We start from the raw sequence: 26,261 nt of genomic DNA on the forward strand, positions 1-26,261 counted from the left end.
GCGGCCTGCCACAACCGCCCCGATTTCCGCCAGACAAGCACCAAAGAGGACCGCACAGACCGGAGTACCCGCCCTGAGGTGGGGTACCTTCGGGGCTTCAACACCGAGTTGAAATCCCCACCGGAGGCATCCTCCCCCTTCAGGGGTGGAAAGAGGTCAAAGGCCCGTCGCAGCCTCAAGTGCGATATCGATCGCCCGGCCGACGTTGTTCTTCGCCTTGTCGGGGAGTTCGTCGTCCTCGGTGTCGGTTCCCTTCTGGGTGCCTTCGACGAGATTGCCGTCGACGGTACAGATCGCACCGGCGCGCAGCCCCCGCCGGCGAGCGAGCGTGAAGACGGCTGCGGCTTCCATCTCGACCGCCAGCAGGCCGGCGGCTTCCCAGTCGTCGACGGCCGCATCGGTTTCGGCGTAGTACGCGTCGTCGGAGGCGATGGGGCCGACGTGAACGTCTTCGTCTCCGCCCACGGTTTCACCGTTTGCGCTGTTCGCGGCCCACTGGGCCGCGTGTTCCTCCGCCGAGTCGACTAGCGCCGACAGCACCTCGTAGTCTGGAACTGCGGGATACTCGACGGCCTCGTACCGCTTCGAGGTCCCCTCGTTCTTCGCAGCTCCGGTCGCCACGATCATATCGCCGATTTCGAGTGCCGACTGGAGCGCACCGGTCGTCCCGACACGGACGAACGTCTCGACGCCGACGTTGGCCATCTCTTCGATGGCGATGGCGGCGGAGGGACAGCCGATCCCGGTCGAGCAGATCGTCAGATCACGGTCCTCGTAGGTGGCGTTGACGACCTTGTACTCGCGATTGCGAGCGATCGTCTCCGATTCGTCGCAGTGGTCTGCGATGCGATCGACCCGGCCCGGATCGCCCGGGATAAGTGCGATGTCCGTCAGTTCGCCGTCGTCGACCAGCAGATGTGGCTGCGTCGCCATACTGACGCGTTCCGTGGGCGGTGAGAAAAAAGGTTCGAGGAAGGGTCGAGACGCATTGGCTCTCTCGACGCCACACCCCGTTCCCTGTGTTCGACCGGCGACTATCCGCTCGAACGCACTTCGATGCGGTCGGGTCTGATAGTGACAACCGCGTCTTCAATCTCGAATTCGACGGTTCCCGTCGCTCGGGACTCGCCACGATTCGTCTCCGCGAAGAGGTCGTCGAGTGCCTCTGGATCGATGTAATCGTATAGCTGCGTGCTAGCTGCAGTGACGTCGTCACCGTAATACTGAGCCAGCGCCATCGCAGTGGCGATACTCGGCGGTTCGTCCGCACGTCGCTCGTACTGGATGCGACGTCCGAAGCCACATCCGTTTGACTCATTTACCCTTCCTTCCGTCATGTCTCTCAGTCACAGGATCGTGACTGTCTATTCGTCTGGGCAACGGCGCCGCCCATATAACTACCGTCAGACGACACCCGATGAGAACCGCACGACTGCGAGACGGCGACGTCACGAACCGGGTCGTCGATCGGCCCCGATCACGATCGACATCCAAGGACCGTTTCGACCGCAGTCGACGTCGGTGCACTCCGCGCGCCATTCTGGCTCGCGGTAAGCGCGCCACAGGCGTTCCCGTACGCGAGAGCGCGGTCGATATCGCCATCCCCGAGCCACCTCGTGAGGAATCCCGCGGCGAAGGCGTCACCCGCACCGGCCGTGTCGACCGGGTCGACGTCGAATCCCGGATGAACGACGGCGCCGTCCGGTGCGTACGCTTCCGCCCCGTCGGCACCGCAGGTGACGACGACGATCCGACCGTCGCCCGGCTCGTCGAGTCGGTCGGGCCCGAGCAACGCCGTCGCCTCTCGATCGGTCACGAAGACGATGTCGGCGAGCGCGAGCGCCTCGTCGAAATCTCGGTCGGCGACTCGACGGCCCGGATCGAAACTGACGGACAGGTCGGCTTCGCCGGCGATCCGTGCGATCGCAGCGGCGGTGTCGGGGCGCTGTCCCGTGAGATGCACGTGGTCCGCCGCTCGGATTCGAGCCGACTCGAGGTCGTCCGGTGTGACGGCCTCGTTGACGCCGTCGGTCCCGAGGATCGCGACTTCGCCAATCTCGTCGACGAGCAGGTACTTCACGGCCGTGTCGGCCCCCTCGACGACGCGTACGCCGGCCAGGGAGACGCCCGCGGCCTCGAGTTCGTGACGGGCGAGCAGTCCGTTGTCGTCGTCGCCGACGCTGCCGATCAGCCCGGCGTCGACGCCGAGGCTGGCGAGCGCGGTGGCGACGTTGGCGGCGCTCCCGCCGCCGGATTGGCGCTGCGAGCGAATCGAGGCCTCGCCGTCGGGCTCGGGGAGTCTGTCGACGCGAAGGGTCACGTCCCAGTTGATGTGCCCGGCCGTGAGTACCGTCACCGAATCCATTCGACGATATCGGGAGGACGGTGTCGGCCGGCAAAAATCTAGTGACGGGCGGTGGTGGTCGTTCCCGTACGGCCGCGGCCCGCCGGGGTATGATCAAAACGATTCGGTCGGTCCCTCGGTCCGTTCTCCGAGCGCCGGCGGCGTACGGTCGCTGTAGCCTTTCCGTCCGATGGCGCCTTCGGCGACGTTGCCGAAGATGGCGATACGAGCTTCAGTCGCGGAGTCGAACTGTTCTTCGTACACGAGGTCCAGCACCTCCTCGAGCGTCTGTTCGCCGTTCTGGAACTGGAGGACTTCGCTGCCGTATGCCTCGACCAGTTCCTCGCACGTCGCCGGATACTCGTGTTGCTCGAGCTGCTGAGCGAGCGGACCGAATTCGACCCCGAGTTCTCTGGTTCGGTGGCTCTCGGTATGGACGGTCATCGTAGCATTTGTACATCATCGACCATTATAAACTTCGTGCGTGATTCAACGATTTGTTCGACCGATGAATTTCCGATCCAGTGAGACGTGACTCCGACGCGGTATCTGTGCCGGGTGTGGTCCCTTCCCGTCTTGAGGGGTCAGACGGCGTCCGACTCTCCCGCAGTCCGTCTCGGAGGACTGCCGGTCGCTCGCTCATCGCGACGATCCGTGGGCGGTCCATTGCAATTTTAGCTGTAATTGAGGGCGCTAAGCCCCCTTCTGCTCACGGCAACGCCGTTCGCATGGTCAGCGGGACCGACGGTCCCGCGCTATCCTCAGCGAGCGCCGAAGGCGCGAGCAGGGAGGGGATACAGCGCCCGCACGTCTTGTTTTCGTGTGAATCGGCACCCTTATTATCCCTTCGGCCGAAGGTGAGAATAAGATGCTCACCACGTTTCCGGCGGTGTTCAAACGCGACAACAAGCGTGCATCGTCGGTTGTGGCCGAGTGTCCAACCGGTAGGAGCGGGACACTCCGAACAACCTGTAAAGGGAAGCCGCCTGCGGAGTCTGGAACCGTCCGCAGAACGCCGTAATGAGTGACGGAAGTTATGGGCATAGACTGAGACGGGCGAGTAATGGGAGGAGACCGGCGAGGCGATCTTGTTCGTCATCTAAGTGAGCAGGAGTTGGATCGTCTGCTGGACGAAGCAGACGATCCAAAGATCATCAAGCGACTCACCTTTGTCAAACGTCTCTACAAGGGAGCAACGTACGAGGAAGCAGCCGACGACGTTGGCAAATCTGCGTCGACTGGAAGTCGCTGGGCGCGTCGATGGAACGATGGCGGACTTGGTCAGTTGACACCGAACTTCGGGGGCGGAAGGCCCCCGAAGCTCGGTGACGAGGAACAAGAGCGTCTGTTAGAACTTCTCCGGGAGGGGCAACCCTGGAAAGCACAGGAAGTTCATCAGCTCTTGGACGAAGAGTTCGGTGTAGAGTACCATCCGGATTATCTCGGTCGATTCCTCCGGAATCTCGGACTGTCCTACGCTAAACCACGTCCAAAGCGCCCCTCTCGGCCAGAAAACGCAGATGAAATCCTCGAAGAACGCGTCGCAGACGCGTTCGACGAGGAGACAGAGACGGCACATAACAAGCGTCCTGATGATGAGGACGAAGGATGGGTCCTCGACGACGATATTTGCACGGATGGGGGAACTGTCGTCGGTTTTTGTGATGCTTCGCATCCACAACCATACGACAATTCGCATCGACTGTGGTACGTTGATGATCCGACACTGGAACGACCGCTGGTGAAGCTTGACGAACCAGCGGTCGGATGCTATACGCTCAACGGCAAAAGTGTCCTGACGTTCCCTGAAGATCAATCGAAAGAGAACATCTGTGCGCTCTTGGAGCAAGTCCGCGAGCAGAATCCGGGAACGCGGATTCTGCTCGTCTTGGATAACTTCTCGTCTCACATCTGTGAACACACGCGCAAACGCGCACATCAACTCGGTATTGATCTCGTCTTTCTTCCGGTCGGCTCACCGCATCTCAACCCGATTGAACAGGTTTGGAAAGTACTCAAACGCACTGCCTCGCCAATCGTGGTGGCGAGCGAGAGCGCGTTCCGAACTCTCGCTCGCCGTCTCTTCGACACCCTTACCGATCGACTCGGATTTGCTAAGTCCTGGATCGATCAATTCCTCAGTCCATATTTGCAAAAGTTATCTTGATCATTAATGGCGTTCTGCCGGGCCGCACGAGACGCGGAGCGTCTTGTGGACGCTGTGGGATCTGTTCCTGCACGTTCCGACACAGAAACAGGACGCTCCGTCCGCACCAAGCGAGGGCCGGGGAGGCCCGAGCGCGGTCGGGCGGAATAGTTCACCACGAACTTTTTGTATGCCGTGTGGAGTATGGGCGATATGGCCAGCAACGGTGGCGAGGAGGGCTCACCGACGGATTCGAACGCGGGAGTCGATCCGTCGGAACGGCGACCCGATCCGGGAGACACCGGTTTCGAACACTCGGTCGATTCGGACACGAACGACGGTGTCGTCTCGTCGACCGTCGAGGACGCAAGCAAATACGGGCTATCGCTGACGCTGATCGGCGGCCTCCTGCTCGCACTGGGGTACTACGGATACGTCGCAGTGACCGGCCCGCAGGCGCTCGGCCAGGCAATCCCCGGACCGTTCTATTTGCTCGCGTTCGCGCTCCTGTTCGTCCTCGAGTTGTTTCGGAGCCGCAAGCGCGGGGCGATGGCGCTGGTTCGGGCGACCGCCCTGGCGCTTTTCTACGGCGGCCTCACCGCGTTCGCGATCGAGGGCAGCGTCTACCTCTGGTACAATCCCGACGCGGCACTCGACGGGTTCGTCGGGATCACCGTGCTGGCCGTGTCGCTGATCGTCGCGGGGCTGGCGTACTTTCTCTATCTCGCCGTACTCGAATCGTATACGTCCGGCTAGTGAACACGGCTCGTCGTTCGAGGGCGATCCCGATCCGGAGTCGAAGGGCTTCTCTCGGGTCACTCTTCGCCTGTGTCCGCTGCGGAAGAGGTCTGCTAGCAGAGACAGAGGGAGCGTATCGCTCGTCAGAAGTCGCCGATACTGACACAGGTGGGGACGCTCTGCGCACATCGTCTCGACACGATTCCGAGTTGGACGGCGTCTCAGCGCGATTCGCACCGCGATCACTTCAGACGGATGGACCTGAACGAGTCCAGAGCGATGGACATCTCGTTCAGTCGATCCACCCGTCCGGGAGTTCGTCGGCGTGGTCGTGCATTAGTTCAAGTAGTGGCTCGATTTCCTCGAATCGCGGCCCCTTCCGGATAACGTTCTCGTTTCGATTCCGCTCGATGAGATCGGCTGCTTCGAGTTTCGGCAGGTGGGCATGATCGATTGCGATTTTTCGATCTTTCTCCTCCCCATTCTCGGTCGAAATATCGACGGCCCTCTGCGCGTCGTAGCCCTGCGGGTTGTGTTCCAGCAGTGCGATCAGCAATCGGCGACGATATTTGTCCGCTAGAACGTCGAGAGCACCGTCCAGCGATAAATTGTCCGGTGGTGGGGTCGTCTCCTCTCCCATGGCGTAGGAGTACTGGTGGTGAGAGATGTATTTTGGGCGTTCGTATGCACTCTTTTTATCTGTAGTTGACGGCGCTCAGACCCTTCTGCTCACGGCGACGCCGTTCACATGGCCGGTGGAACCTTCGGTCCCACGCTGTCCTCAGCGAGCGTCATCAGAACGCAAGAGTGATCGGGGTTTGGTTTGAATACTCGTTTCGGAAGCGTACGCTCGAGTTGCCGGATTCGAATAGCGTACCGACGCAGCCACGATTCAGAAGTGACGCAGACCACTCACGCGTTCTGATTGGCAGTCAGAAAACTCCGTTTTCGGACGACGCCCGGAGGCCCAAGCACGGTAGGTCGAGGTAGTTCACTATTGCGGCACATATGAAAATTTATTGACTATTTCCGTTCGTACGTGGCCTAGACCTCCGCCATGACCGTGTCGGTGAGAATAGCGTGAAGACCTCGACTCAATCGTCGCGAAAACGACTGCCGAGTGATACCGACGACGTCGGCCAACTCAGTGAGGTTCGTCTTCGATGGCACGTCGAAATACCCTTCGGCGAAGGCCAGTTCGACTGCTTCGCGTTGTTTGTCCGTTAGTCCATATGGATCGCTGTTCGATCCGTGTGGGTTCCAGACGGCCTTGACGGTGCTTCGAATTCCGTTTTCGATCAGCACCTCTCGGAACGCCGAGAGGTTATCATGGTCGGGTCCTCGCAGTCGAAATTGCCACTCGTCGGACGTCCCGACCGCTTTCTCGACCACGAGATCGTGCGTTCTAAGCGCGCGAATAAACCCGTCGAGATCGGTCGCCCATGTGACTCGGTAGAGGTACTTCTTCGGTCCATCTTTGAGCCGCTCCAACTGACCTACTCGCTCGTCGCTTCGGACGGCGTCCTCGAACGACGCGGGGTCTGCGGTTGCAACCCAGAAGTACGGCACGAACATATCGCCCGTCGGAACGAACTGCGTGAGTTCGATTTGCACGTCCGGCCCGTCCTGGAGAATCTGACCGAACTCGAGGTGCTCGCTCGGGATCGACAACCGAGTCGTGACGATACTCACTGCGGTACCCCACTCGGTTGACGGTCCGAGTAACGACGCGATCGTGAGACCGCCCGACGCGTTTTCGTCGTTCGCTCGGCGCTTGGTGCAGAATGGCTGTCGTGTGATTTCATGGCTGAACCGTCAACTTTTCAACGCTATGGCCGTGTGATGTGTTCCGCCTAGCCGCCACACGAAGAGAACGGGGCGTGTCGAACGACCGCGGTGCCCGATTCAAGTGACCCCTTTGGAATCAGGGTCGAACACAGAGTGCGTCGGCGTGATCACGTCGCGCAAATTGACGGCACCGATACGCAAAAAGGATCGCATTGGTCGGATCGAGTACGTCTTCCGATGAGCGACAGGCCGTTTACGTACTGCTGACCCAAAGTCGAAACCGTATCTACGACGCTCTCGAGGCGGTCAGGCCACGGCGAACAACAGCGTGTTGTGAACGGCCGGTCCGAGACCGACTGCGGCGACCAGTGCGAGGACGGTCCGCGCCTGCTGGGGTTGTTCGTCGACGTATTCCCGGAATAATCCGAGGATGACCAGCGCGAGGGCGACTTTGACGAGGACGAACAGCCAGCCGGCACCGATGTACTCGGCGGTGGGCAGCGATCCACCGGCCTCGAGGATCACCAGTGAGAGCGGGACGTCCTCGCCGGCCCCGAGGACGTCGTAGCCAATCGCGGTCGTGACGCCGTCCAGCGTGTGTGAAAAGACTACGAGCGCCCCGGTCGCGCCCGTAGTCGCGGCCACGTCGGTAAACCAGAGACTCAGCGCGACCCAGGCGACGGCTGCGACGATGCCGGCGACGACGACGCTGATGACCGACCAGAACGGTTCGAAGGTTCCCGCCTCGACACTGCGAACGATGGCGAACATCGTGAAGACAGTAAAAAACGCGGTACCGGTGATCCCGACGAATCGGTGAACCGCCGGCTGGCGGCCGCCGACGTGGAGAAAGATCGCGCCGAGCCAGACGGTCCCTGCGACGACCGCCGTCACTGCGTAGACCATCGGCGCGCTGAACAGGGGTGCGATACTCGCCGGAAACGCGTCCAGCTTGTACAGAACGTGGAGACTCGAGCCGAACATCATCCACGGCGCGAACGCCAGAACCGTCTGATCGGTCACCGGTGGCTCGATCGTCCACAGGAGCGCGATGACGCTTCCGAGAATCACGACAGTAGGAACCAGCAGGTACCACGGCGGGACGACGAACCCCTCGGGTAATACCATAGAGTGCAGTAGGATAGACCAGTGACTAACACTTTCCGATTATCGAAGTAATCAGTCACAAGATACGTAATCTGACGAAATTTCGTGACCACGGTGCGGACGACGTACCGGTGATACCCGGCTCTTTTCGGTCTCGTACCCCGTTTTCGTCAGACTTCCCACGGTTCGCCTGTCGTCTCGCCGAACAACTCCCGCATGAGTGTCACGATGCTCTCCGGTGGGAACTGACCGTGTTCGGTAACGATCGCGTCGACGTATCGCGGCGGCGTAACGTCGAAAGCGGGATTCTCAACCATCAGATCGGCATCGGGCTCGATCTGTTCGTCTGCCTCGAGCGGACGGTCGTCGACGTTGGCGTTCACGCCGGTCTCCGATCGATCGCCGTCCTCACCGACCCCCGCCGTCGTGGCACGTCCCGTCTCGTTCTCCGTCTCGATCCCGACGCTGCCCGTGATCGCGCCCCGCTCGGCGTCCGAGAGGACCTCCGTTTCGTCGCGCATCTCTATCTCTACGCTGTGACCCGTCATCGTGTCGGGGTGAAGTTTGATCGTCTGGGCCGCGACCATCACTGGCACGCTCCGTTCGCGGGCGTTGACCGCCAGTCCGCTCGTTCCGATCTTGTTGATCACGCTGCCGTCCGCCACGATGCTGTCGGCTCCGACGAGCACGTGATCCGCGTCGTCAAGATATCGGCGTGCAGCGTTGTCGACGATCAGCGTTACCGGAACGCCCCACGCTCGTAATTGACGCGCCGTGATGTGGCCCTGCTTTCGAGGTCTGGTCTCCTTGACGATTGCCTCGAGGGCCTTTCCGTCCTCGAGCGCCGCCTCGATACACGCGAGGGCGTCCGTCGAGTGACAGTGGGTCAGGACGGTGTCGCCGTCTCGCAGCCGGTTCGCGCCGACCTCGCCGAGCGTGTCCTGGGCCTGCTCTAGATCACGCTGGAACGCCTCGGCGCGGGCGATCGTCGAGGCCCGGAGTTCCGTGACGGTCTCGCCGTCCGTCCCTCGAAGCACGTACCGGAGGGCGTTCGGCAAACTGACCGCGGTCGGACGCGTTTCGTAGAGCGTCCTCGCGGCGGCTCGAAGTTGGCTCCGGAACGTATCCGGCCGGTCGGCTGCGGCGTGTTCGGCCTGGGCGGCCAGCGCCGCAGCGGCCGCGTCAGCGATCGACGCAGCGCCGCGAATCCGCATGGCAGCGATGTCGTCGGCGGTGGATTCGACGGCCGAAACGACGCCCGATTCGGCGTCAGCCATGCGCGAAGGTTACACACCACCGGTAAAAAGTGAACGGGCGATTTTTGCCCGTTCGGTGAGTCGGCCGAGATATGGATCGCAGCGAACTCGCCTCTCTAATCGATCACACCGTCCTCGGGCCCGCGACGACGCCGGTCGACGTTCGGGACGTCCTCGATGCGGCCCGACAGCATGGGATGAACGCCTGTATTCCGCCGTACGCAGTCGAGGAGGCGGCCACGTACGCGCCGGACGTGACCCTCGCGACCGTCGTCGGCTTTCCACACGGGCAGAATACGAGCGAGACGAAACGCCGCGAGGGTGTGACCGCCTGGCAGGCAGGCGCCGACGAACTCGATGTCGTGATCAACATCGGCCGCCTGCGGGCGGGCGCGGACGACACCGTCAGAACCGAACTCGAGGAACTGGTCGCGGCGGTACCGATTCCGGTCAAGGTGATCGTCGAGACCGCACTGCTGACGGACGCGGAGAAACGCCGCGCCTGCGAAGCCGCCGCGGCCGCCGACGCGGCGATGGTCAAAACGTCGACGGGGTTCGAAGCGGGCGGTGCGACGGTCGACGACGTCGAGCTCATGAGCGAATACCTCCCGGTCAAGGCGAGCGGCGGCATCGGTAGCTACGACGAGGCCATAGCCATGCTCGAGGCCGGTGCCGAACGGATCGGCGCGTCGAGCGGGGTGGCAATCCTCGAGGGAGCGCCCGAGTAGCCTGCGCAACGACAAATGTTTTGGTCGATCCAGAATCATTGATTACTAGGATCAATGCTCGAGGGAATGCGAGCGCGGATACATGCGCTCGCGAGACGGCTTCGGCGGCTTGAGCGACGGGAGCTCGACGCGTTCTTGCGGTGGATCGAGCACACGGGAAACCTTCTGCATATTTCGGTGCTGGTATTCGTCCCGCTTTTGATCGCGACGGTGACGTGGCTCGCGAACGTGACCGCGGTAATCTCGTTCCTGCTGTTTCCGCCGCTTGCCGCCGGGACGTACACCCTCTTTTCCGACCCCGAAGGCAAGTACGCAACGCCCTGGAAATTCGTCGGCGGCATGACCGTCGGCGCCTGCTGTGGCTGGCTCGCCCTCGCGCTGACGACCGCGGTCGGGCTGAACGGCGGCGGGATCAGTGCGTCCGGGGCCGCGCTCAGTGTGCTTTTCACCGGCGCCTGCACGTGGGCGCTGGATCTGGAGGAACCAGGGGCGTTTTCGACCGCACTGCTCGTCCTCGTCACCGGGAACGCGCAGTTCGCGTACGTCCTCGGGATCGTCGTCTCGAGTTCGTTCGTCGCGGTTTCGTTCGTCGTCTGGCGGGCTCGCTTCTACGAGCAGCGTGCCAAGTACCTCTACGGGACGACCGGCGGGGACGATCACGTCCTCGTTCCGATGGAAAACGGCGACGAGACGGTCGCCCGCTTCGCCGCGTCAATCGCGAGCGCACACGAAGCCGGAAAGGTCGTCCTCTTCGACGTCGTCGACGAGGCGGCGGCCGAGCGAGGTGCCGGCGAACAGACGGCGAATGACGAAGGCGATCGATCCGCCGCGAACCTCGAGACCAGCACGGGCACGGGCGCCGAGGCCGACGGCGGAGCCACGGCAACTGCCGCGGAACGCGCGGCCAGCGACGTCGGGAATAGCCTCGAGTCCTTCGCGGCTGACCTCGAAGCTGCCTACGGTATCCCGTGTGAGGTCGTCGTCGCGGCGGACGGCGGCTTATCGGCGGGAATCGTCCTCGAGACCGCGCGCCGACAGAACTGCGACCTCATTGTCACGCCGTACGCCGAGGACGATCGCGGTGCCCTCTCGTCGTTTATCAGGGGGCTGTTCGACAGCGAAATCGACGTGATCGCGTTCCGCTCGAACGAGGGCCGCCGGCGGTGGCAACACAGTCTCGTGGCCGCCCGCGGTGCTGGTGACACCGCGCGTGCGATGCTGGACTTCGCGATCCGGGTGACGGAGACCGGCCGCACGATCAGCGTCTGTACCTGTATCGACAACGAATCGCAACGGCGCACAGCCGAGAGCACGCTGGCGGATCTCGTCGATGCGTTCTCGGGCCGCTTCGAAACCCACGTCGCCAATGCGGCGGTCCAGACCTACCTCTCGCGGATCGCACCCCGGTACGACGTGCTCTTCGTCGGCTCGAGTACCGACCGGTCGGCCGCCTCGCGGTTCGTCTCGCCGCCGACGTTCAGAAAACTTCGCGACCTCGAGTCCGATGTCGCGATCGTCCACCGTGGTCGCCATCGCTAGGCCGCAGTCTGCGGCGAGACGAACTGTGGTCACTCGCTCTCGAGAATTCGATCGACCAGGGCTGTTTCGTCGCTGCCCAGTGCCGATTGAACGAGCAGATGCCCGCCGAGTTGGGCCGGACTGATCACCGCATCCGCGCCGGCGCGCTCGAGTTTCTTGATGTTCTCGCGGTCGGTCGCGGCGGCGACGATGCGGGTGTCCGCCGCGAGTTGGCGCGCCGTGAGGACGGTCAGCGCGTCCTCGGCGTCGTGGTTCGTCGCGACGAGGATCGCGGCCGCACGATCGATTTTCGCGCGATGGAGTGGCTCCTCGTCGCTGGGATCGCCGGTGACGACAGCGATATCCCGGTCGGCGAGCATCGTTGCGGCATCGCGGTCGGTGGTAACCACGACGTATTCCCGGGCGCTGTCCGCGAGTTCGTCGACGATCGGTTCCGTCAGTTCGCCGTAGCCGAGCACGAGGATGTGCTCGTCGAGTAGCTGAAGTTGTGATTCTGTCATTTTTCCGAGCGTTTTCGAGATGCGGTCCTGGATCAGCGGGCCGACGAGCGCCCCGATGGCGATACCGAAGCTGGCGACCCCGAGGACGAGCACGGACATCGTAAACAGCATCCCCTCTATCGAGTTCGGGTTCGGGGTCACGTCGCCGTAGCCGACCGTACTCGAGGTGATCAGCGTGAAGTAGAACGCGTCGAGGATGGTGTCGATGCCGTCGAAGTGGTCCCTGAGTGTGTAGCCGCCGATGGTGCCGTAGAGTTGGACCCCGACGAGCGCCGCCCCGGCCGCAATCTGGGTCGTGGTGAGCGAGAGCGGCTTGTCGAACCGGTCGTATGTCAGCAACAGGAGCGGGATGGAAACGATGGAGAGGACGACCAGCGGAAACGAGTACGGACTCGACTGGAGGAGTCCCTGTGCCGCGGTTAACGGAAGTAACACCAGCGTCGCCCACCACCCGGCACGGAGTCCGCGTCGGAGCGCAAGTGCGCTGCCGACCATCGTAAATCCGGTGAGTGCTCCGGTGAAGGCGGCGGCGCTTTGGATCGCTTCGGGGACGTACCCGTGGAGCGGACCGGGGTTCGGATTCCAGATATTCAAAACCGCGGTGGCGACAGACAGCAACGCGACCAGCAGGACGAGAATGACGGTCGCACGCGTCGTGAGGACTCGCCGCCAGTTCTCGGGTAGTCGTTCGCGGAGTGACTGGTCGCCGACCATACACACCGCTCAGCGACGGTGTTAGTTAAACGTCATCGTCTTCATCCGCTGACGGGCACCCACCGCCTCCCGATCGGCGGCCGAAGCGTCTCGAACGACGGTCATCGAACGTGGTTAGCGAACGACGGTTACGGGTACCGGCGAGTGCTCGAATACCTTGTCCGCGACGTTGCCGACGAACAGGCGATCGATCATGTCGCCCCCGTGGCTGCCCATCACGACCGCGTCGTAGTCGGCCGCGCGACGGACGATCGCCCGTGCCGGCCGGTCGATGGCGATGGCGGTGTCTATCTCCGCGTCGTGGTCGGCAGCCAGCTCGCGGGCTCGGTCGAAGACCGACTCGGCGCGCTCTTTCGCCGCCGATTCGATGACCTCCTCGAAGGCGATACTCATCGCTTCGCCCATCATGACGGACGGCTCGCCGACCACGGTGACGACGGTGACCGATGCGCCGGGATGGTTCTCGAGTGCGTGTTCGGACATCTCCGAGCCGTCCATCGGCACGAGAACGCACGAGAGCATACCCACGCTTCGACGGTCGTCCGGTCAAATCCACTCCACCGACCGATTCCGAGGTCGCTGACGGCTCCGACCGACCCTATCGGCCGCGGCCCGCGAACGGGCGGTCCCCTTCGACCCGACGACCCGCACCCGGTGGTCCCCGACCGGGGCAGCGGTGAACCTTTAACGATTCCGCCCGACCGGCCCATCATGCAATCGCTTCCGGTCGAAGTACTGCTCGGCATCTATCTCGGGCTCTTGACCGGTATCGTCCCCGCGTTCGTCGCCGGCTCACTGGGCTTTCTCGTCCGATACTTCACCGGCGTTACGCTGCCGGGATTCGGTGTCGTCGTCCTCGCACTCTCGATCGCCAGCGTCCAGGGCGGTTTGCTCGGCCTCGTCGAGCCCACTATCGCTCAGTCGCCGCGGCTGCTCGTCGCCGTGCTGGTCGTCCTCATGCTCGCGCTCTACGCCCACAATCAGGGCGACAAACTCGGGGCCGAACTCCCCCGCAGACTCTCGTTCACCTCTCTCAGACAACGAACTCTCTCTGCCGACGTGGTCGAACTCGTCGGCTCGGTCGGCCAGGTGACGGTCAGACCCGCCGGCGAAATCCGTGACATGGAGGGGTATCCACCGCTGTCGCCCGACATCCGACAGACCATCGAGGCGGGTTCGTGGCGACTGCCGGCCGATCTCCCGATCTCGGAACTCGAGTCTCGCCTCGAGGAACGGCTGCGAACCGATCACGATCTCGCGGACGTCGACATCACCATCAGCGAACGAGCGCGAGCGTCGATCGCCGCGGCACCGCCATCCGGAACGCTCTCGCGGCGCGTATCGGCGGGCCAGCGTGCCGTCTCGCTCGCGACGGTGGTTCCGACGGGGCTGGCTCCCGGCGACAGGGTGACGGTCAGGTCAGGCGAACGTTCGATCCCGGGGACGGTCCTGAGCGTCCGGACCGAGGTCGACGACGAACACGATGCGGCCGCGGTCCCTGACGACTTCGTGACCGACGACCCGGCGGCGACCGACGGTGGCGAAGACGTCGAGTCCGTGGTCCCGTCGTCGAAACCCACCGTCGGGACCGCTGGCGGACCCGGGCGCGTCACCCTCACGGTCGCTCGACAGGAGGTAAAATCGATCCTCGAGACCGCCTCACCGCGGCTCGTCGTGCGTTCGCGTGGGACCAGCCCCGAGTTCGAGGCGTTCGCGCTCGTGAAACGCGACGGGAACGCCATCCGTCGGCTCACCGTCGGTCCGACCGGAGAGGAGACTGACGCCGCGGAACTCGACGAGTCCGACCCGTCGGCGGACGTAACGATCCTCGCGGTACGACGGCAGGGCAGCGAAACCGGCGGCCGGCGTCACGGCTGGGTGTTCGGACCCGGCATCGAGCGCCGCCTCGAGGCGGGCGACGAGGCGTTCGTCGCTGGACCGGCGGAAGCGACCGAAGCGTTCGTGGAGGCGCTCGCCCGATGAGCCGCCCCACCACCGATCGCTGTTCAATGGTCCGCCCCATCTCTGGCGTGGTACGGGCAGTTCGACCCATCTCTGGCACGGCACTGGCTATTCGATCCGTTACCACGGCTCGCGGCCGCCCGCGTCTGGGAGGTGCTGTCCCGTGGTAGCCCTCCCGGTCGCCCAAGTGGTTTCTACCGAGACACTGCTCCAGGCGCTCGTTCGGATCGTCGGGTTCGCTCTGCTCGCGAGCGGAACGGCGGCTGCTGCGGCGTTTACGTACCGCTGGTACAGCGCGGACGAAATCCCAGAAGGTGTCGCAGTGCTGACCGGTGCGACGATCGTCGCGCTCTGGCTGAACACGCAGACCGCACTGCAGCGGGCGATCATCGGCGATACCGGGCTTCTCGAGCCTCGAACCGCGGTCTACACCGTCGCCACGTTCGTCGTCAGTGCAATCGCCGCCGACGCCGGTCGCTGGGTGGGCGATTTCGTGGCCCGCGACGTGTTCGCGGTTGCCTCCCCGCGGACGATCACCGAGGTTACGCAACTCGTTCGCGCGGCCGGCCGCGTCGTCACCGTCGAGCTCCCCGACGAAATCGGCGACATCGACGGCTACGACCCGGTCGACGAATCGGCGAAGGCCGAACTCGAGGGGGAGACGTTTCTCTTTCCACGCCGGCTCACCCGCGAGGAACTCCGCGAGCGGTTTGTCGCTCGCCTCGAGCGCGACCACGGGATCGGCCACGTCGACGTCGACCTCGCCGCCAACGGGACGATCGACTACCTCGCGGTGGGGAGCCGACCGGCGGGAATCGGCCCGACACTCGCGCCGGGGACCGTGGCGATCGCGCTCGAGGCCGATCCCGCGGCCGACGCCAGCCCAGGCGATGCGGTTCGCATCTGGCTGCGGGACGGGGACGCGACGCGACGGGTCGCCGGCGGTGAACTCCGTGCGACCGCGGGCGACGTCGCGACCGTCGCGCTGGATGCCGACGCCGCGAGCGACCTCGAGTCGGGCGGCGACTACCGACTCGTGACGCTGCCGGGCAGTCACGATGCCGAACGGGATCTCGTCTCCGTGCTCCGGGCGGCCGACGAGACGGTGACGACCGTCTCCGTCGAGCCCAACGATCTGCTCGCGGGGATGACGGTCGACTCGCTGCCCGTCCTGGTGCTCGCACTCGAACGCGCAGTCGACGACGGCGACGGTAGCGACGAGTCCCTCGCGTTGCCGGCCGGCAACGTTCGACTCGCGGTCGGGGACGTAGCCTACGTCCTCGGTCGCCCGGACACGCTGCGTCGGGTGACCGACCGGACCGTCGCCCGGACGGTAGACGGGAGCCACGGACAGACCGAGGACGGGGACGAGAACGCTGAGCGGAATCGGACGGCGCCCGACGAACGTCGGACCCGAGACCGAGAGGCCGAGCATTGACCGGGAGGTCGCACAGCCGAGTGAACGCGGCCTCGGGAGCGGTAGCTACTTGCCGTCGGCAGCGATAGCGCCAGGTATGCCTACGGACTGGAAACTGTTCGCCGACCTCGCCGAACGTGCCGGTAACAAACAGGTGACCGTCGACGCCTCGGCCGGTGATACGGTCGGAGACGCCCTTGAACAGTTGCTCGACGACGCGCCCGCTCTCGAGGACCGCGTCCTCGATGACGACGGTGAACTGCGGTCGCAGATCAACGTGCTTCGCAACGGAACCAACGTCCTGGTCGAAGCGGAGGGGTTGGAAACGGAACTCGACGGAGACGACGAACTGGCGCTGTTCCCGCCAGTCAGCGGGGGCTAAACTCGTGTCATCGGGACCGCCGGTCTCGGGCCTCTCGAGCCGTCCGGTCGCCCCTACCGATCCAGACCCGATCGCACGTTCGTCAGGTCGATTCCCAGCACGAAATCCGGTTCCTCAGAGAGTTCGGCTCCGGTCGCGGCGGCGTCGGTGACGAACCGGGCCGTTTCCGGGATCGCGACGCGGGTCGCATCGGCCCCCAGGGCGGCCGCGTCTCGAGCGATCGCGGCGAACAGCGAGCGGGCGGCGTCGACGTCCGTCCACGCGCCGAGTCCGTATTCGGCCCATGTCTCCGTCTCTGCGGGCCCGTCACCGCCGTCGGTCGTCCGTTCGACGGTCCGGGTTCTGTAGGCAGCGCCCGCGAGCCCGTCGTCGCTCTCGACCGCAAACACGGCCGTCTGATCGGCCAATCGGTCGAAATCGCGTCGCGTGAGTTCCCGGACGGCCCACGATTCCTCGGGTGCGAGCCCCAGTCCGTCGAGATGGTCGCGCGCGCCGCTATGGGTCCAGTACCGCCAGGCCGCCGTCGGATCGCTCGAGACGCGACACGAATCCGGCCCGTCGGCGTCCGGATCGGGATTCGGATGGGCGAACCGGAACTCGGTGATCGGGCCGAAGCCGCTCGCCCGCGCCACGCCGAGGGACCCCGCGTTCCACGAGAAAACCATGATCCGACCGACGGTCGCACCCTGTTCGCGTCCCCACTCGAACGTCGCGTCGTTCAGCCGACGGCTTACCCCCCGCCGGCGGAATTCCGCGGCGACGCGCATCCCCTGGAACCACGCCTCGTCCGGCGAGAGCATCACGCCCTGGACGATGCCCGCGACCTCGCCGTCGACCTCCGCGAGGAAGGTCTTCTTTCCCGTCTCGGTGGGTTTCTCGAGCCACTCGTGGTAGATTCGCGGAATGTAGTCGCCGCCCCGATCCGACCAGATGTCGCTCGTGAAGGCGGTGACGGCCTCGTAATCGTCGTGTGTCGCGCGGCGGATTTCGATGGAGGGTTCGGCGTCAGGTGACATCGTCCGTGATACAGTCCTCTCTCACGGTACCACACGGTGAAAGCCCTTCGTCGAATCGATGGCAGCTCTCGCGGAGTGCGCCGTTCGTGAGCATCGTTTTCGCGGCCCCTCGGACAGGTCCGGGCGGTGACGTCGGGCGATGGTGGGTTCGGCCCGCACACACGCACCATCCACAGATTCTTATAAAAGAAGAAACACTATTCAGATATGGAACTGTTCGAACTCGTCGTCCTGGTTCTAACGAGTATCCTCGCGTACAGGCTCATCGAAGCAATGTACGAGGGGGTGCGAGGATACGTCAGCACCAGACGCTGAACGCGGACGACAGCATCCGGTGCCGAAAGCGGGTTTTTCGTGCCGGTGTTCCCTGGAATCCTACATCCAGGGAACCGACCGCGCCTGAATCTCGCCGGCGAGCGACGTCCCCATCGCCTCTTCGACGTCGTTCGAATTCGCGAGCGCCCACATCAGCTTGACCTTTGCCGTCCCCGGCAGCATATCGTCGCCCTCGAGAACGCCCGCCTCGAGCAGATCCCGCCCGGTGTCGTAGACCCGGTCGCAGACTCGGCCCTCGAGACATTGGCTGGTCATGACGACTGTCGTGCCGTCGTCGACGAGTTCCTCGATCCGCGGGATGAGATCGGTGTGGACGTGGCCGAGGCCGGTTCCCTCGATAACCAGCCCCCCGGAGCCCTCGACGACGTCGAGGAAGGCGGGGTCCATGCCGGGCGTGAATTTCAGAAGATCGACGTCGTCCTCGAGCGCCGGTTCGATCACGAGGTCGACCGCGTCGCGCTCTCGATACTCACGTCGGAAGCTGATAGTCTCGGTCTCGTAGTCGACGCTGCCCAGTGGCTCCGCCCCGATCGTCTCGAACGCATCCCGACGCGAGGTGTGGTTCTTTCGAACGCGCGTCCCGCGGTGGAGCGCGCAGACGTCGTCGCTCTCGGAGGCGTGCATGCAGACCAGCACCTCCGCACAGTCGCTCTTTGCGGCCTCGACTGCCGACACGGCGTTCATCACGTTGTCCGACGAGGGTCGGTCCGCCGAACGCTGGGATCCGGTGAAGACGATCGGGACCGGCGTCTCGAGCATGAACGCGAGCGCGGCGGCCGAGTACTGCATCGTGTCGGTGCCGTGCATGACGACCACGCCGTCGGCGCCGGCTTCGATCTCCTCGTGGACGGCCCGAGCGAGATCCTGCCACAGGGGCGGCTCCATGTTCTCCGAGAGAATGTTGGCGACGACGCGGCCGCGGTAATTCGCGCGGCCAGCGAGGTCTGGAACGGCCCGAAGGACGTCCTCGGCGTCGAACTGTGCCGTCACCGCGCCGGTACGGTAGTCGACCGTCGAGGCGATCGTGCCGCCGGTCGAGAGCAGCGAAATCGTCGGGAGGTCGTCGTCGAACTCGATTTTCGAACTCACGCCGTCGGTCTCGGCCTCGTCGGGACCCGTCGCGTCCGTCGCGTCGATTTCGTAGACGTCCTCCGCGAGGACGGACACGTCGGCGTCGTCCCGGTCGATACCGACGTTGTAGCCGCCCTCGAGTTTCACGACGAGGTGCTCGTCCGTGCTCGAGGGGAGTAACACGCCTTCGTACGTGCGATCCGCGCGGTCGACGCGGACGCGGTCGCCTGGATTCATGGAGGTGCGTTGCGCGCCGGCGGACTTGAAGGCACGCTTTCCGCGGAGCGGATCGCGCCGTTCCGTCGCGGGTCGGGTGGGCTACTGACCGTCGCGGCGGGTACTTCCCGAGAACGACCGCCGTTGAGATACGTCGTCAAACGCAACAAATAAACCGATGACGGATCACGTACGTGATATGCAAATCGAGCCGCAAGCGTTCGACCGGGTCCTCTCGTCCATGTGCACGGAACCGCACCCGGTGGCGCGCGACGCGGCCGAGCGGTTTCTCGCGACGAACCCCGGTGATCCTGGCACCTACCCGAACGTCGCGGCGCTCGAAGACGACGCCATCGACCTTCTGGGGGACATCGCGGGGCTGGACGACCCGACGGGCTACATCACCAGCGGCGGGACCGAGGCGAACATCCAGGCCGTCCGAATCGCCCGCGAGCGGGCCGACACCCGCTCGCCGAACGTCGTCATGTCCGAATCGGGCCACTTCAGTTTCCGGAAGGCCGCCGACCTGCTCGGCGTCGAACTCAGAGTCGTTCCGACCGACGATCGACACCGTGTTGATCTCGAAGCAGTTCGCGCGAGCGTCGACGACGACACGGCGCTGGTAATCGGCGTCGCAGGAACGACGGAGTACGGTCGTGTCGACCCGATCCCTGCGCTCGGCGACATCGCTCACGCCGCGGGCGCGATGCTCCACGTCGACGCCGCCTGGGGCGGGTTCGTCCTCCCCTTTACCGACTACGAGTGGCACTTCGGTCACGCCGCGGTCGACACGATGGCGATCGACCCGCACAAAATGGGGCAGGCTGCGGTCCCCGCGGGCGGACTGCTCGTCCGCTCCCCCGCCCTGCTCGACGAACTCGCCGTCGATACGCCCTATCTCGAGTCGACCTCCCAGGCCACGCTGACCGGAACCCGTTCGGGTGCGGGTGTCGCGAGCGCAGTCGCCGCGATGAAGGTGCTGTGGCCGGAGGGGTACCGCAGTCAGTACGTCCGGTCGCAGAACAACGCGGAGTGGCTGGCTGACGCCCTCGAGAAGCGAGGCTATCGGGTCGTCGATCCGACGCTACCGCTCGTCGCGGCCGACGTCCCCCGTTCGACGTTCGACGGGCTCCGGGGGGCCGGGTGGCGAATTTCGCGGACCGCCGCGGGAGAACTCCGGATCGTCTGTATGCCCCACGTCACCCGCGAGATGCTGGCTTCCTTTGTCGGGGATCTGGATCGGCTCGAGGTGCGCGCAAGCGTTCCCGTCGTCAGCGACGACTGACGGTAATCCCGACCCTTTCGAACCGGTAGTTTCGGCCCTTTTTGACGTCGCCGACGTCTGCTGCTCGCCGGACGGTCCTATCGGCGGCCGCCGACGCGGGGGACGGGTACCCGGCCCGTATCGCTCGAGCCCGGGTCCGCATGGAGAGTGCCGGCAGCAGCCTTAGATCGATCTGCTCCCGAGTACGGGTGTGATTAACAACCATGAGAAACGGCAGACAGCAGAAGCTCGTTTCCCGTTCCATCGAAGGAACCGAAGCGCTCGTTAGTACCGAGCCGGGCGAAATCTATCTCGACGTCCCCGCCGCGAACCCGCGCTACATCCGCGTCGAAGAAGGCGACACGGTTCAAGAGGGTGATATCCGTTCGCGGACGGCAGAGGAACTCGAATCCGAATCGCTCGCCAAGTGGTCGATAGACACGATCGGTCCAGAGACGGTCATCGGGACGGATCGAGAGACGGGTCAGCGCCGCGAGTGGGACCGCGAGTCCCTCGAACAGAAACTCGCGATCGGCGGCTTCAGTACGGAACTCACCGATTTCGAACGGGTGACGGTGAGCGGAGGAGCGGGCGCGTCAAAGCCGGAGGGACGGGGCTCCGACGAGATTTCCGTGACCGTTTACGGGAACGATAGCCGCAAATTCACCGAGACGTATCGGCGCGCCGATACCGACGCCGATGCGGTCGCCGAGGAACGTCGCCTCGAACTGACCGAATCCGACGAGCGCGTCGAGCGCTTCGATCCCGCCCTCCGAGAGCGCTTCGATCAGGTGGTCGAACTCGCGCTGAGAAACGAAGGGTACGCGGTCTGAACGGTCAGGCGCTTCTCCTCGCTGTCCCTTCGTCCGGCGGGGCGCCCTCGGAGTCGGAGACGGATACCGCGACGGACGTCGGGGTCCGCGCGATCGAAACCGGCGGGTTTTACGCCCGCGAGTGCAACGTGACGAGCATGAGCCGCGACGAGTTTCCGACGGACGTACCCGCCGTCGTGACCTGCGGGTTACCGTACGCGAACGGTGACCTGCACATCGGTCACCTACGAAGCTACATCGGCGCAGATGCGTTTAACCGCGCACTCGAGACGCTCGGACAGCAATCGATCTACGTCTGCGGGTCGGACATGCACGGGACCCCGGTCGCCGTGAACGCCGAAGAGCAAGGCGTCGACCCGGAAGATTTCGCCCTGGAGTGGCACCGCCAGTACGAGGAGACGTTTCCGCAGTTCAACGTCGAGTTCGATAACTACGGGCACACCCACGACGAGACCAACACCGAACTGACCCAGGAGATCGTCCGCACCTTAGACGAGAAGGGCTACATCTACGAAAAGGAGATACAGGTCGCCTACGACCCCGAAGCCGACCAGTATCTGCCCGATCGGTACGTCGAGGGGACCTGTCCCTACTGCGGTGCAAAAGCCCGCGGCGACGAGTGCGACGAGGGGTGTCAGCGCCACTTAGAGCCCGGCGAAGTCGAGAATCCGACGAGTACGATCACGGGCAACCCCGCGGAGTACCGCGACCGACCGCACAAGTTCTTCGAGGTCTCCGAGTTTGCCGACTTCCTCACCGGGTTCCTCGACGATCTCGAGGGGACGTCCAACGCGCGGAATCAGCCCCGACAGTGGATCGAAGACGGCCTCCAGGACTGGTGTATCACGCGCGATATGGACTGGGGAATCGACTATCCCGGTGAGGACGGGGACAGCGTTGCTCACGCAGAGCAACGAAACGGAGGCGGTGAAACCGCCGACGAATCCGACCTCGTCCTCTACGTCTGGGTCGACGCACCGATCGAGTACATCTCCTCGACGAAGCAGTACTCGGAGCGCGTCGGAGCCGACGAGTACGACTGGGAGCGAGTCTGGAAGGACGAGGGCGAGATCGTCCACGTCATCGGCCGCGACATCATCCAGCACCACACGATCTTCTGGCCGGCGATGCTCGAGGGCGCGGGGTACAACACGCCGCGCGGTATCGCCGCGCACGGCTTCATCACGATCAACGGCAAGGGCCTCTCGACGAGCCGGAATCGTGCGATCTGGGCGAAGGAGTACCTCGAGGAAGGGTTCCACCCGGACCTGCTTCGGTACTACCTGACCACCACGGGCGGCTTCCAGCAGGACGTCGACTTCTCGTGGGAGGCGTTCCAGGAGAAGGTCAACGGCGAACTCGTCGGCACGGTCGGCAACTTCTGGTATCGCTCGCTGCTCTTCGCCTACCGAAATTACGAGGGAACGCCGGACGCGTCGGTGTCCGAGGAAGTACGGGAACGCATCGAGGACGCGATCGACGACGTTCGCGAGAGCGTCAACGACTACTCCATGCGAGGGGTGGGGCAAGCCGCGACCAGGCTCGCACAGTTCGGCAACGAGTACATCCAGCGCAACGAGCCGTGGAAGCTCACCGACGACGAGCCCGAACGAGCGGCGCAGGTCATCCGGGACTGCGTCCAGATCGCCAAGGCGGTCGGCGTTCTCATCGAGCCGATCGCCCCCGGCAAAGCGCAGGCGCTGTGGACCCAACTCGGCGAGGAGGGCGATATCACGGACGCTCACCTCGAAGACGCGCTCGAAGCCCCGCCGAGGACTTTCGACGAACCGGGCGAACTCTTCGAGCAGATCGAGGACGATCGGGTCGCGGAACTGACCGAGAACCTCGAGGACAGGATTGCGGCCGCCGACTCCTCATCGCCGGCCACCGAGGCGGAAACCGAAAGCGACGACACCGATGCGAGCGAACCCGAGCGTATGACGGACACGGAGGATCTCGAGGCGTTGACCGAAGAGCGAATCGGGTTCGACGACTTTCAGGAACTGGACATTCGCGTCGGCCGGATCGAGACAGCGGACGGTATCGAGGGCGCGGACGACCTCGCGCGACTCGAGGTCGACATCGGCTTCGAGACCCGACAGGTCGTCGCAGGGATCAAGCAACTTCACGACCTCGACGAGTTACCGGGAACGAAGTGCGTCCTGCTCGCGAACATGGAACCCGCCGAACTGTTCGGCGTGGAGTCCAACGGTATGATCCTCGCGGCCGGCGAGCAGGCGGATCTGCTGACTACGCACGGGGACGCGGACGTCGGCGAGAAGATCCGATAGGCTCGTCGAGAGCCGCAACTTCTGATGTGATCGGTCTCTCGAGGTTCTGTAGGCTCTGGAGCGTCGGTCTCGTCGAGGCGGCGTTCTGGCTAGTCGATCTGACGAGTATCGACATCCATTTCGAGAGCAACACAGGCCCCAAGCGAGTCATGCGCCCGCTCGAGCGTCCGGCGGACTGAACGAGCGACGACGCCGGTCGTGGCCGAGGCGTCGGTGCCATCAGCGTCTCATACGGACTACTGTACGACGTTGCCGGTGCAACCGCAGGACGGTCGCGGTTGCACCGGTACATCGGTACAGCAGACCGTATCAGTCGAGGGGCTGATACGATCAGATTTCGTCGACCAGGTCCGCGAAGCTATCCGTGTCGACGATTTCCATGGTCTTTCCCTCGAGTCCGTGCCGGTGGAGCGTCAGCGCTGATTTGAACGCGGCTTCGCGGTCGGCGGCCTCGAAGATGATGAGGAAGTCGCATTCGCCGAGGACGGCGTACGAATGCCGGAGTTCCGAGTTGTGTTCTTCGAACTCCGTTTTGATCTCGCCCCAGATCGACGTAAGCTCCTGGGCGTTCTGGACCTCGCGGTCGACGATATCGACGAGCGTGGCGTAGGTGGGCATATCTAATCGGATGATCGAACCGCGGAAAACGGTTGTCGTGGCAGTGGACGGGAGTGACGACCGACGGACACCGACGGGAGCGGCAGCCGCAGGCCGATTGCAGCAATCACATACTCACAATCGAGTAAGTCCCTATCTTTTAGGCGGTGCTCGCGCTACTCACCGCTATGAGAAACGCGAAGATCGTCTGTACGCTGGGACCTGCGTCGAACGACAGGAAGACGATCCGGGACCTCGCCGCGGCCGGGATGTCCGTCGCGCGACTGAACGCGAGTCACGGGACCCGCGACGTGCGGGCGGCCCTGATAGATCGTATCCGCGCGGTCGACGAGGAACGAGCGGAGTCGGTCGCGGTCATGCTCGACATGCAGGGTCCAGAGATTCGGACCGCACCGCTGCCCGACGGCGAGACGGTGACCCTGGAGACGGACTCTGAGATTCGGTTCGTCGAGGGCGACGAGGCGACGCAAGACACGGTCGGACTCTCGCTGTCGATCGACGCCGTCGAGCCGGGAGATCGCATCCTGCTCGCCGACGGACTGATCGAGACGACCGTGCTCGAGCGCGAGGAGTCGGGAGCGAACGATTCCGACGCGGTTCGGGTACGTGTCGACACCGGCGGCGAGTTGGGCGGACGAAAGGGGGTGAACGTTCCCGGCGTCGACCTGAATCTCGACGTGGTCACGGAGTCGGATCGCAAGGACCTCGAGCTGGCCGCCGAGAAGGGCGTCGACTTCGTCGCGGCGAGTTTCGTCCGCGATGCCGACGACGTCTACGAGGTCAGCGAGGTGCTCGAGGACGCGGGTGCGGACGTTCCCGTCGTCGCGAAAATCGAACGCGCGGGTGCGGTCGAGAACTTAGACGAGATCATCGACGCCGCCTACGGTGTGATGGTTGCACGGGGTGACCTCGGCGTGGAGTGTCCGATGGAAGACGTCCCGATGATTCAAAAACGGATCATCCGCAAATGCCGTGATGCGGGCCGGCCGGTCATCACGGCGACGGAGATGCTCGATTCGATGGTCCACGCACGTCGCCCGACACGCGCGGAGGCGTCGGACGTCGCCAACGCTGTCCTCGACGGCACGGACGCGGTCATGCTCTCGGCCGAAACCGCCGTCGGCGACCACCCCGTCGCCGTCGTCGACGCGATGGACAGCATCGTCGGCCAGGTCGAACGCTCCGGCGAGTACGCAGAATTGCTCGAGCAGCGCGTCCCCGCCTCCGGCGAGGCGCGAACGGATGCACTGGCTCGCTCCGCGCGGTTTCTGGCGCGGGACATCGATGCGGACGCGGTCGTCGCGGCGACCGAATCCGGCTACACCGCGTTGAAGACGGCGAAGTACCGCCCCGGAGTACCAGTCGTCGCTTCGACGTCGAGCCAGGCGGTGCGTCGCCAGCTCGCGCTGACCTGGGGTGTGACGCCGCTTTACGCTCCGGTCTCGGGTCAAAGCGCCGACGCCGTCGTGGAGGAAGCCGTCCAGGCAGCGTTGGACGCCAATGTCGCCGCGAGCGGCGATACCGTCGTCGTCCTCTGTGGCATGATGACCGAACTCGAGGGGACGAACACGACGAACATGCTGAAAGTCCACGTCGCCGCGGAGGCGTTGACGACCGGGCGAGTCGTCGTGGAGGGTCGCGTGACCGGTCCGCTAGTGCGGAGTTCTGACGGCGACCTCTCGGGCGTTCCAGAGGGTGCGATCCTCGCTCTCTCGGCCGAGTTCGACGAGGAATTCACGGGTGAGACGAACCGAATCGCAGGCATCGTAAACGCCGAGCGGGGGATGACGGGGTACCCGGCGCTGATCGCTCGCGAACTGGACTTGCCGATGATCAGCGATGCGGATCTCACGGAACTCGAGGGGATCGGGGACGGTGACATCGTTACCCTAGACGCCGAACGCGGCGTCGTCTACGGCGGCGATCTCGGGAAACGAACCGAACAGACCTGATCGGCACGAATACGGGGTCGTGACACGGCAGCCTGCATGCATC

At 64.3% G+C, this 26,261-nt stretch carries 24 protein-coding genes; 11 read left to right on the forward strand and 13 right to left on the reverse strand.

Annotated elements, in window-relative coordinates:
• Nucleotides 1-156 precede the first annotated feature (156 nt).
• The 4 genes from NJU76_RS09910 to NJU76_RS09925 all read right to left on the reverse strand — a co-directional run bounded on the left by NJU76_RS09910 (nucleotide 157) and on the right by NJU76_RS09925 (nucleotide 2,788).
• Nucleotides 157-933 carry a nucleoside phosphorylase gene (locus NJU76_RS09910; protein WP_254528042.1) on the reverse strand — a complete coding sequence of 259 codons (777 nt, stop codon included), beginning with the start codon at nucleotides 931-933 and terminating at the stop codon, nucleotides 157-159.
• A 101-nt stretch (nucleotides 934-1,034) separates the two neighbouring features.
• Nucleotides 1,035-1,337, reverse strand: a complete 303-nt coding sequence (locus NJU76_RS09915) for a HalOD1 output domain-containing protein (RefSeq protein WP_254528043.1) — start codon at nucleotides 1,335-1,337, stop codon at nucleotides 1,035-1,037.
• 140 nt (nucleotides 1,338-1,477) lie between these two features.
• Entirely contained in the window at nucleotides 1,478-2,365 is an 888-nt protein-coding gene (locus NJU76_RS09920; RefSeq protein ID WP_254528045.1) for an ATP-dependent ribose-1-phosphate kinase, read from the reverse strand.
• A 93-nt stretch (nucleotides 2,366-2,458) separates the two neighbouring features.
• The gene (locus tag NJU76_RS09925; RefSeq protein ID WP_254528047.1) at nucleotides 2,459-2,788 is read right to left on the reverse strand and encodes a DUF5789 family protein; all 330 of its coding nucleotides are present in this window, start codon (nucleotides 2,786-2,788) and stop codon (nucleotides 2,459-2,461) included.
• Nucleotides 2,789-3,407: 619 nt separating this feature from the next.
• Between NJU76_RS09925 and NJU76_RS09930 the strand changes: the two genes are divergently transcribed.
• Entirely contained in the window at nucleotides 3,408-4,511 is a 1,104-nt protein-coding gene (locus NJU76_RS09930) for an IS630 family transposase (RefSeq protein ID WP_254528049.1), read from the forward strand.
• 192 nt (nucleotides 4,512-4,703) lie between these two features.
• Nucleotides 4,704-5,246 (forward strand): hypothetical protein, encoded by a 543-nt coding sequence (locus NJU76_RS09935; protein WP_254528050.1) that lies wholly within the window; start codon nucleotides 4,704-4,706, stop codon nucleotides 5,244-5,246.
• A gap of 274 nt (nucleotides 5,247-5,520) precedes the next feature.
• Here the strand turns inward: NJU76_RS09935 and NJU76_RS09940 are convergent, their stop codons facing one another.
• The 4 genes from NJU76_RS09940 to NJU76_RS09955 all read right to left on the reverse strand — a co-directional run bounded on the left by NJU76_RS09940 (nucleotide 5,521) and on the right by NJU76_RS09955 (nucleotide 9,400).
• Nucleotides 5,521-5,868: an ArsR family transcriptional regulator gene (locus NJU76_RS09940; RefSeq protein ID WP_254528051.1), complete on the reverse strand. Its 348-nt coding sequence runs from the start codon at nucleotides 5,866-5,868 to the stop codon at nucleotides 5,521-5,523.
• Nucleotides 5,869-6,272: 404 nt separating this feature from the next.
• On the reverse strand, nucleotides 6,273-6,920 hold the full coding sequence (locus NJU76_RS09945; RefSeq protein WP_254528052.1) for a helix-turn-helix domain-containing protein: 648 nt from the start codon (nucleotides 6,918-6,920) through the stop codon (nucleotides 6,273-6,275).
• 402 nt (nucleotides 6,921-7,322) lie between these two features.
• Nucleotides 7,323-8,144 (reverse strand): DUF63 family protein, encoded by an 822-nt coding sequence (locus NJU76_RS09950; protein WP_254528053.1) that lies wholly within the window; start codon nucleotides 8,142-8,144, stop codon nucleotides 7,323-7,325.
• Between the two features lie 149 nt (nucleotides 8,145-8,293).
• Nucleotides 8,294-9,400: a ribose 1,5-bisphosphate isomerase gene (locus tag NJU76_RS09955; protein WP_254528057.1), complete on the reverse strand. Its 1,107-nt coding sequence runs from the start codon at nucleotides 9,398-9,400 to the stop codon at nucleotides 8,294-8,296.
• Nucleotides 9,401-9,471: 71 nt separating this feature from the next.
• Here NJU76_RS09955 and deoC point away from each other — a divergent pair, with 71 nt between their 5' ends.
• Nucleotides 9,472-10,107: a deoxyribose-phosphate aldolase gene (gene deoC, locus NJU76_RS09960; protein WP_254528059.1), complete on the forward strand. Its 636-nt coding sequence runs from the start codon at nucleotides 9,472-9,474 to the stop codon at nucleotides 10,105-10,107.
• 54 nt (nucleotides 10,108-10,161) lie between these two features.
• Nucleotides 10,162-11,646, forward strand: a complete 1,485-nt coding sequence (locus NJU76_RS09965; RefSeq protein ID WP_254528061.1) for an HPP family protein — start codon at nucleotides 10,162-10,164, stop codon at nucleotides 11,644-11,646.
• A 29-nt stretch (nucleotides 11,647-11,675) separates the two neighbouring features.
• Here NJU76_RS09965 and NJU76_RS09970 read toward each other — a convergent pair whose 3' ends face one another.
• Together NJU76_RS09970 and NJU76_RS09975 are read right to left on the reverse strand one after the other, a co-directional pair.
• Complete coding sequence (locus NJU76_RS09970) at nucleotides 11,676-12,860, reverse strand: NAD-binding protein (protein WP_254528064.1); 1,185 nt, start codon at nucleotides 12,858-12,860, stop codon at nucleotides 11,676-11,678.
• A gap of 114 nt (nucleotides 12,861-12,974) precedes the next feature.
• On the reverse strand, nucleotides 12,975-13,382 hold the full coding sequence (locus NJU76_RS09975; protein ID WP_254528065.1) for a universal stress protein: 408 nt from the start codon (nucleotides 13,380-13,382) through the stop codon (nucleotides 12,975-12,977).
• Nucleotides 13,383-13,571: 189 nt separating this feature from the next.
• Between NJU76_RS09975 and NJU76_RS09980 the strand changes: the two genes are divergently transcribed.
• The 3 genes from NJU76_RS09980 to NJU76_RS09990 all read left to right on the forward strand — a co-directional run bounded on the left by NJU76_RS09980 (nucleotide 13,572) and on the right by NJU76_RS09990 (nucleotide 16,621).
• Nucleotides 13,572-14,843, forward strand: coding sequence for a DUF8167 domain-containing protein (locus NJU76_RS09980; RefSeq protein ID WP_254528066.1), 1,272 nt, complete (start codon nucleotides 13,572-13,574; stop codon nucleotides 14,841-14,843).
• A 142-nt stretch (nucleotides 14,844-14,985) separates the two neighbouring features.
• A complete protein-coding gene (locus NJU76_RS09985; protein WP_254528067.1) occupies nucleotides 14,986-16,260 on the forward strand; it encodes a TrkA C-terminal domain-containing protein in 1,275 nt (424 codons plus the stop codon).
• A gap of 76 nt (nucleotides 16,261-16,336) precedes the next feature.
• Nucleotides 16,337-16,621, forward strand: coding sequence for a ubiquitin-like small modifier protein 1 (locus NJU76_RS09990; protein ID WP_254528068.1), 285 nt, complete (start codon nucleotides 16,337-16,339; stop codon nucleotides 16,619-16,621).
• A 53-nt stretch (nucleotides 16,622-16,674) separates the two neighbouring features.
• Here the strand turns inward: NJU76_RS09990 and NJU76_RS09995 are convergent, their stop codons facing one another.
• Nucleotides 16,675-17,637, reverse strand: coding sequence for a GNAT family N-acetyltransferase (locus tag NJU76_RS09995; RefSeq protein ID WP_254528069.1), 963 nt, complete (start codon nucleotides 17,635-17,637; stop codon nucleotides 16,675-16,677).
• A 375-nt stretch (nucleotides 17,638-18,012) separates the two neighbouring features.
• Complete coding sequence (gene gatD, locus NJU76_RS10000; protein ID WP_254528070.1) at nucleotides 18,013-19,281, reverse strand: Glu-tRNA(Gln) amidotransferase subunit GatD; 1,269 nt, start codon at nucleotides 19,279-19,281, stop codon at nucleotides 18,013-18,015.
• A 157-nt stretch (nucleotides 19,282-19,438) separates the two neighbouring features.
• On the opposite strand from gatD, the gene mfnA reads away from it, so the two are divergent.
• The 3 genes from mfnA (at nucleotide 19,439) to metG (ending at nucleotide 23,648) form a co-directional block, all read left to right on the forward strand.
• Entirely contained in the window at nucleotides 19,439-20,545 is a 1,107-nt protein-coding gene (gene mfnA / locus NJU76_RS10005; protein WP_256565998.1) for a tyrosine decarboxylase MfnA, read from the forward strand.
• Between the two features lie 203 nt (nucleotides 20,546-20,748).
• Nucleotides 20,749-21,357, forward strand: coding sequence for a hypothetical protein (locus NJU76_RS10010; RefSeq protein ID WP_254528073.1), 609 nt, complete (start codon nucleotides 20,749-20,751; stop codon nucleotides 21,355-21,357).
• A gap of 137 nt (nucleotides 21,358-21,494) precedes the next feature.
• Complete coding sequence (metG, locus tag NJU76_RS10015; RefSeq protein WP_254528080.1) at nucleotides 21,495-23,648, forward strand: methionine--tRNA ligase; 2,154 nt, start codon at nucleotides 21,495-21,497, stop codon at nucleotides 23,646-23,648.
• Nucleotides 23,649-23,978: 330 nt separating this feature from the next.
• Here the strand turns inward: metG and NJU76_RS10020 are convergent, their stop codons facing one another.
• The gene (locus NJU76_RS10020; protein ID WP_254528082.1) at nucleotides 23,979-24,266 is read right to left on the reverse strand and encodes a GYD domain-containing protein; all 288 of its coding nucleotides are present in this window, start codon (nucleotides 24,264-24,266) and stop codon (nucleotides 23,979-23,981) included.
• 167 nt (nucleotides 24,267-24,433) lie between these two features.
• Between NJU76_RS10020 and pyk the strand changes: the two genes are divergently transcribed.
• On the forward strand, nucleotides 24,434-26,218 hold the full coding sequence (gene pyk / locus NJU76_RS10025) for a pyruvate kinase (RefSeq protein WP_254528087.1): 1,785 nt from the start codon (nucleotides 24,434-24,436) through the stop codon (nucleotides 26,216-26,218).
• Nucleotides 26,219-26,261: the final 43 nt, after the last annotated feature.

Origin of the sequence: Natrinema gelatinilyticum (assembly GCF_024266705.1) — an archaeon.
Taxonomy (GTDB): Archaea; Halobacteriota; Halobacteria; order Halobacteriales; family Natrialbaceae; genus Natrinema; species Natrinema gelatinilyticum.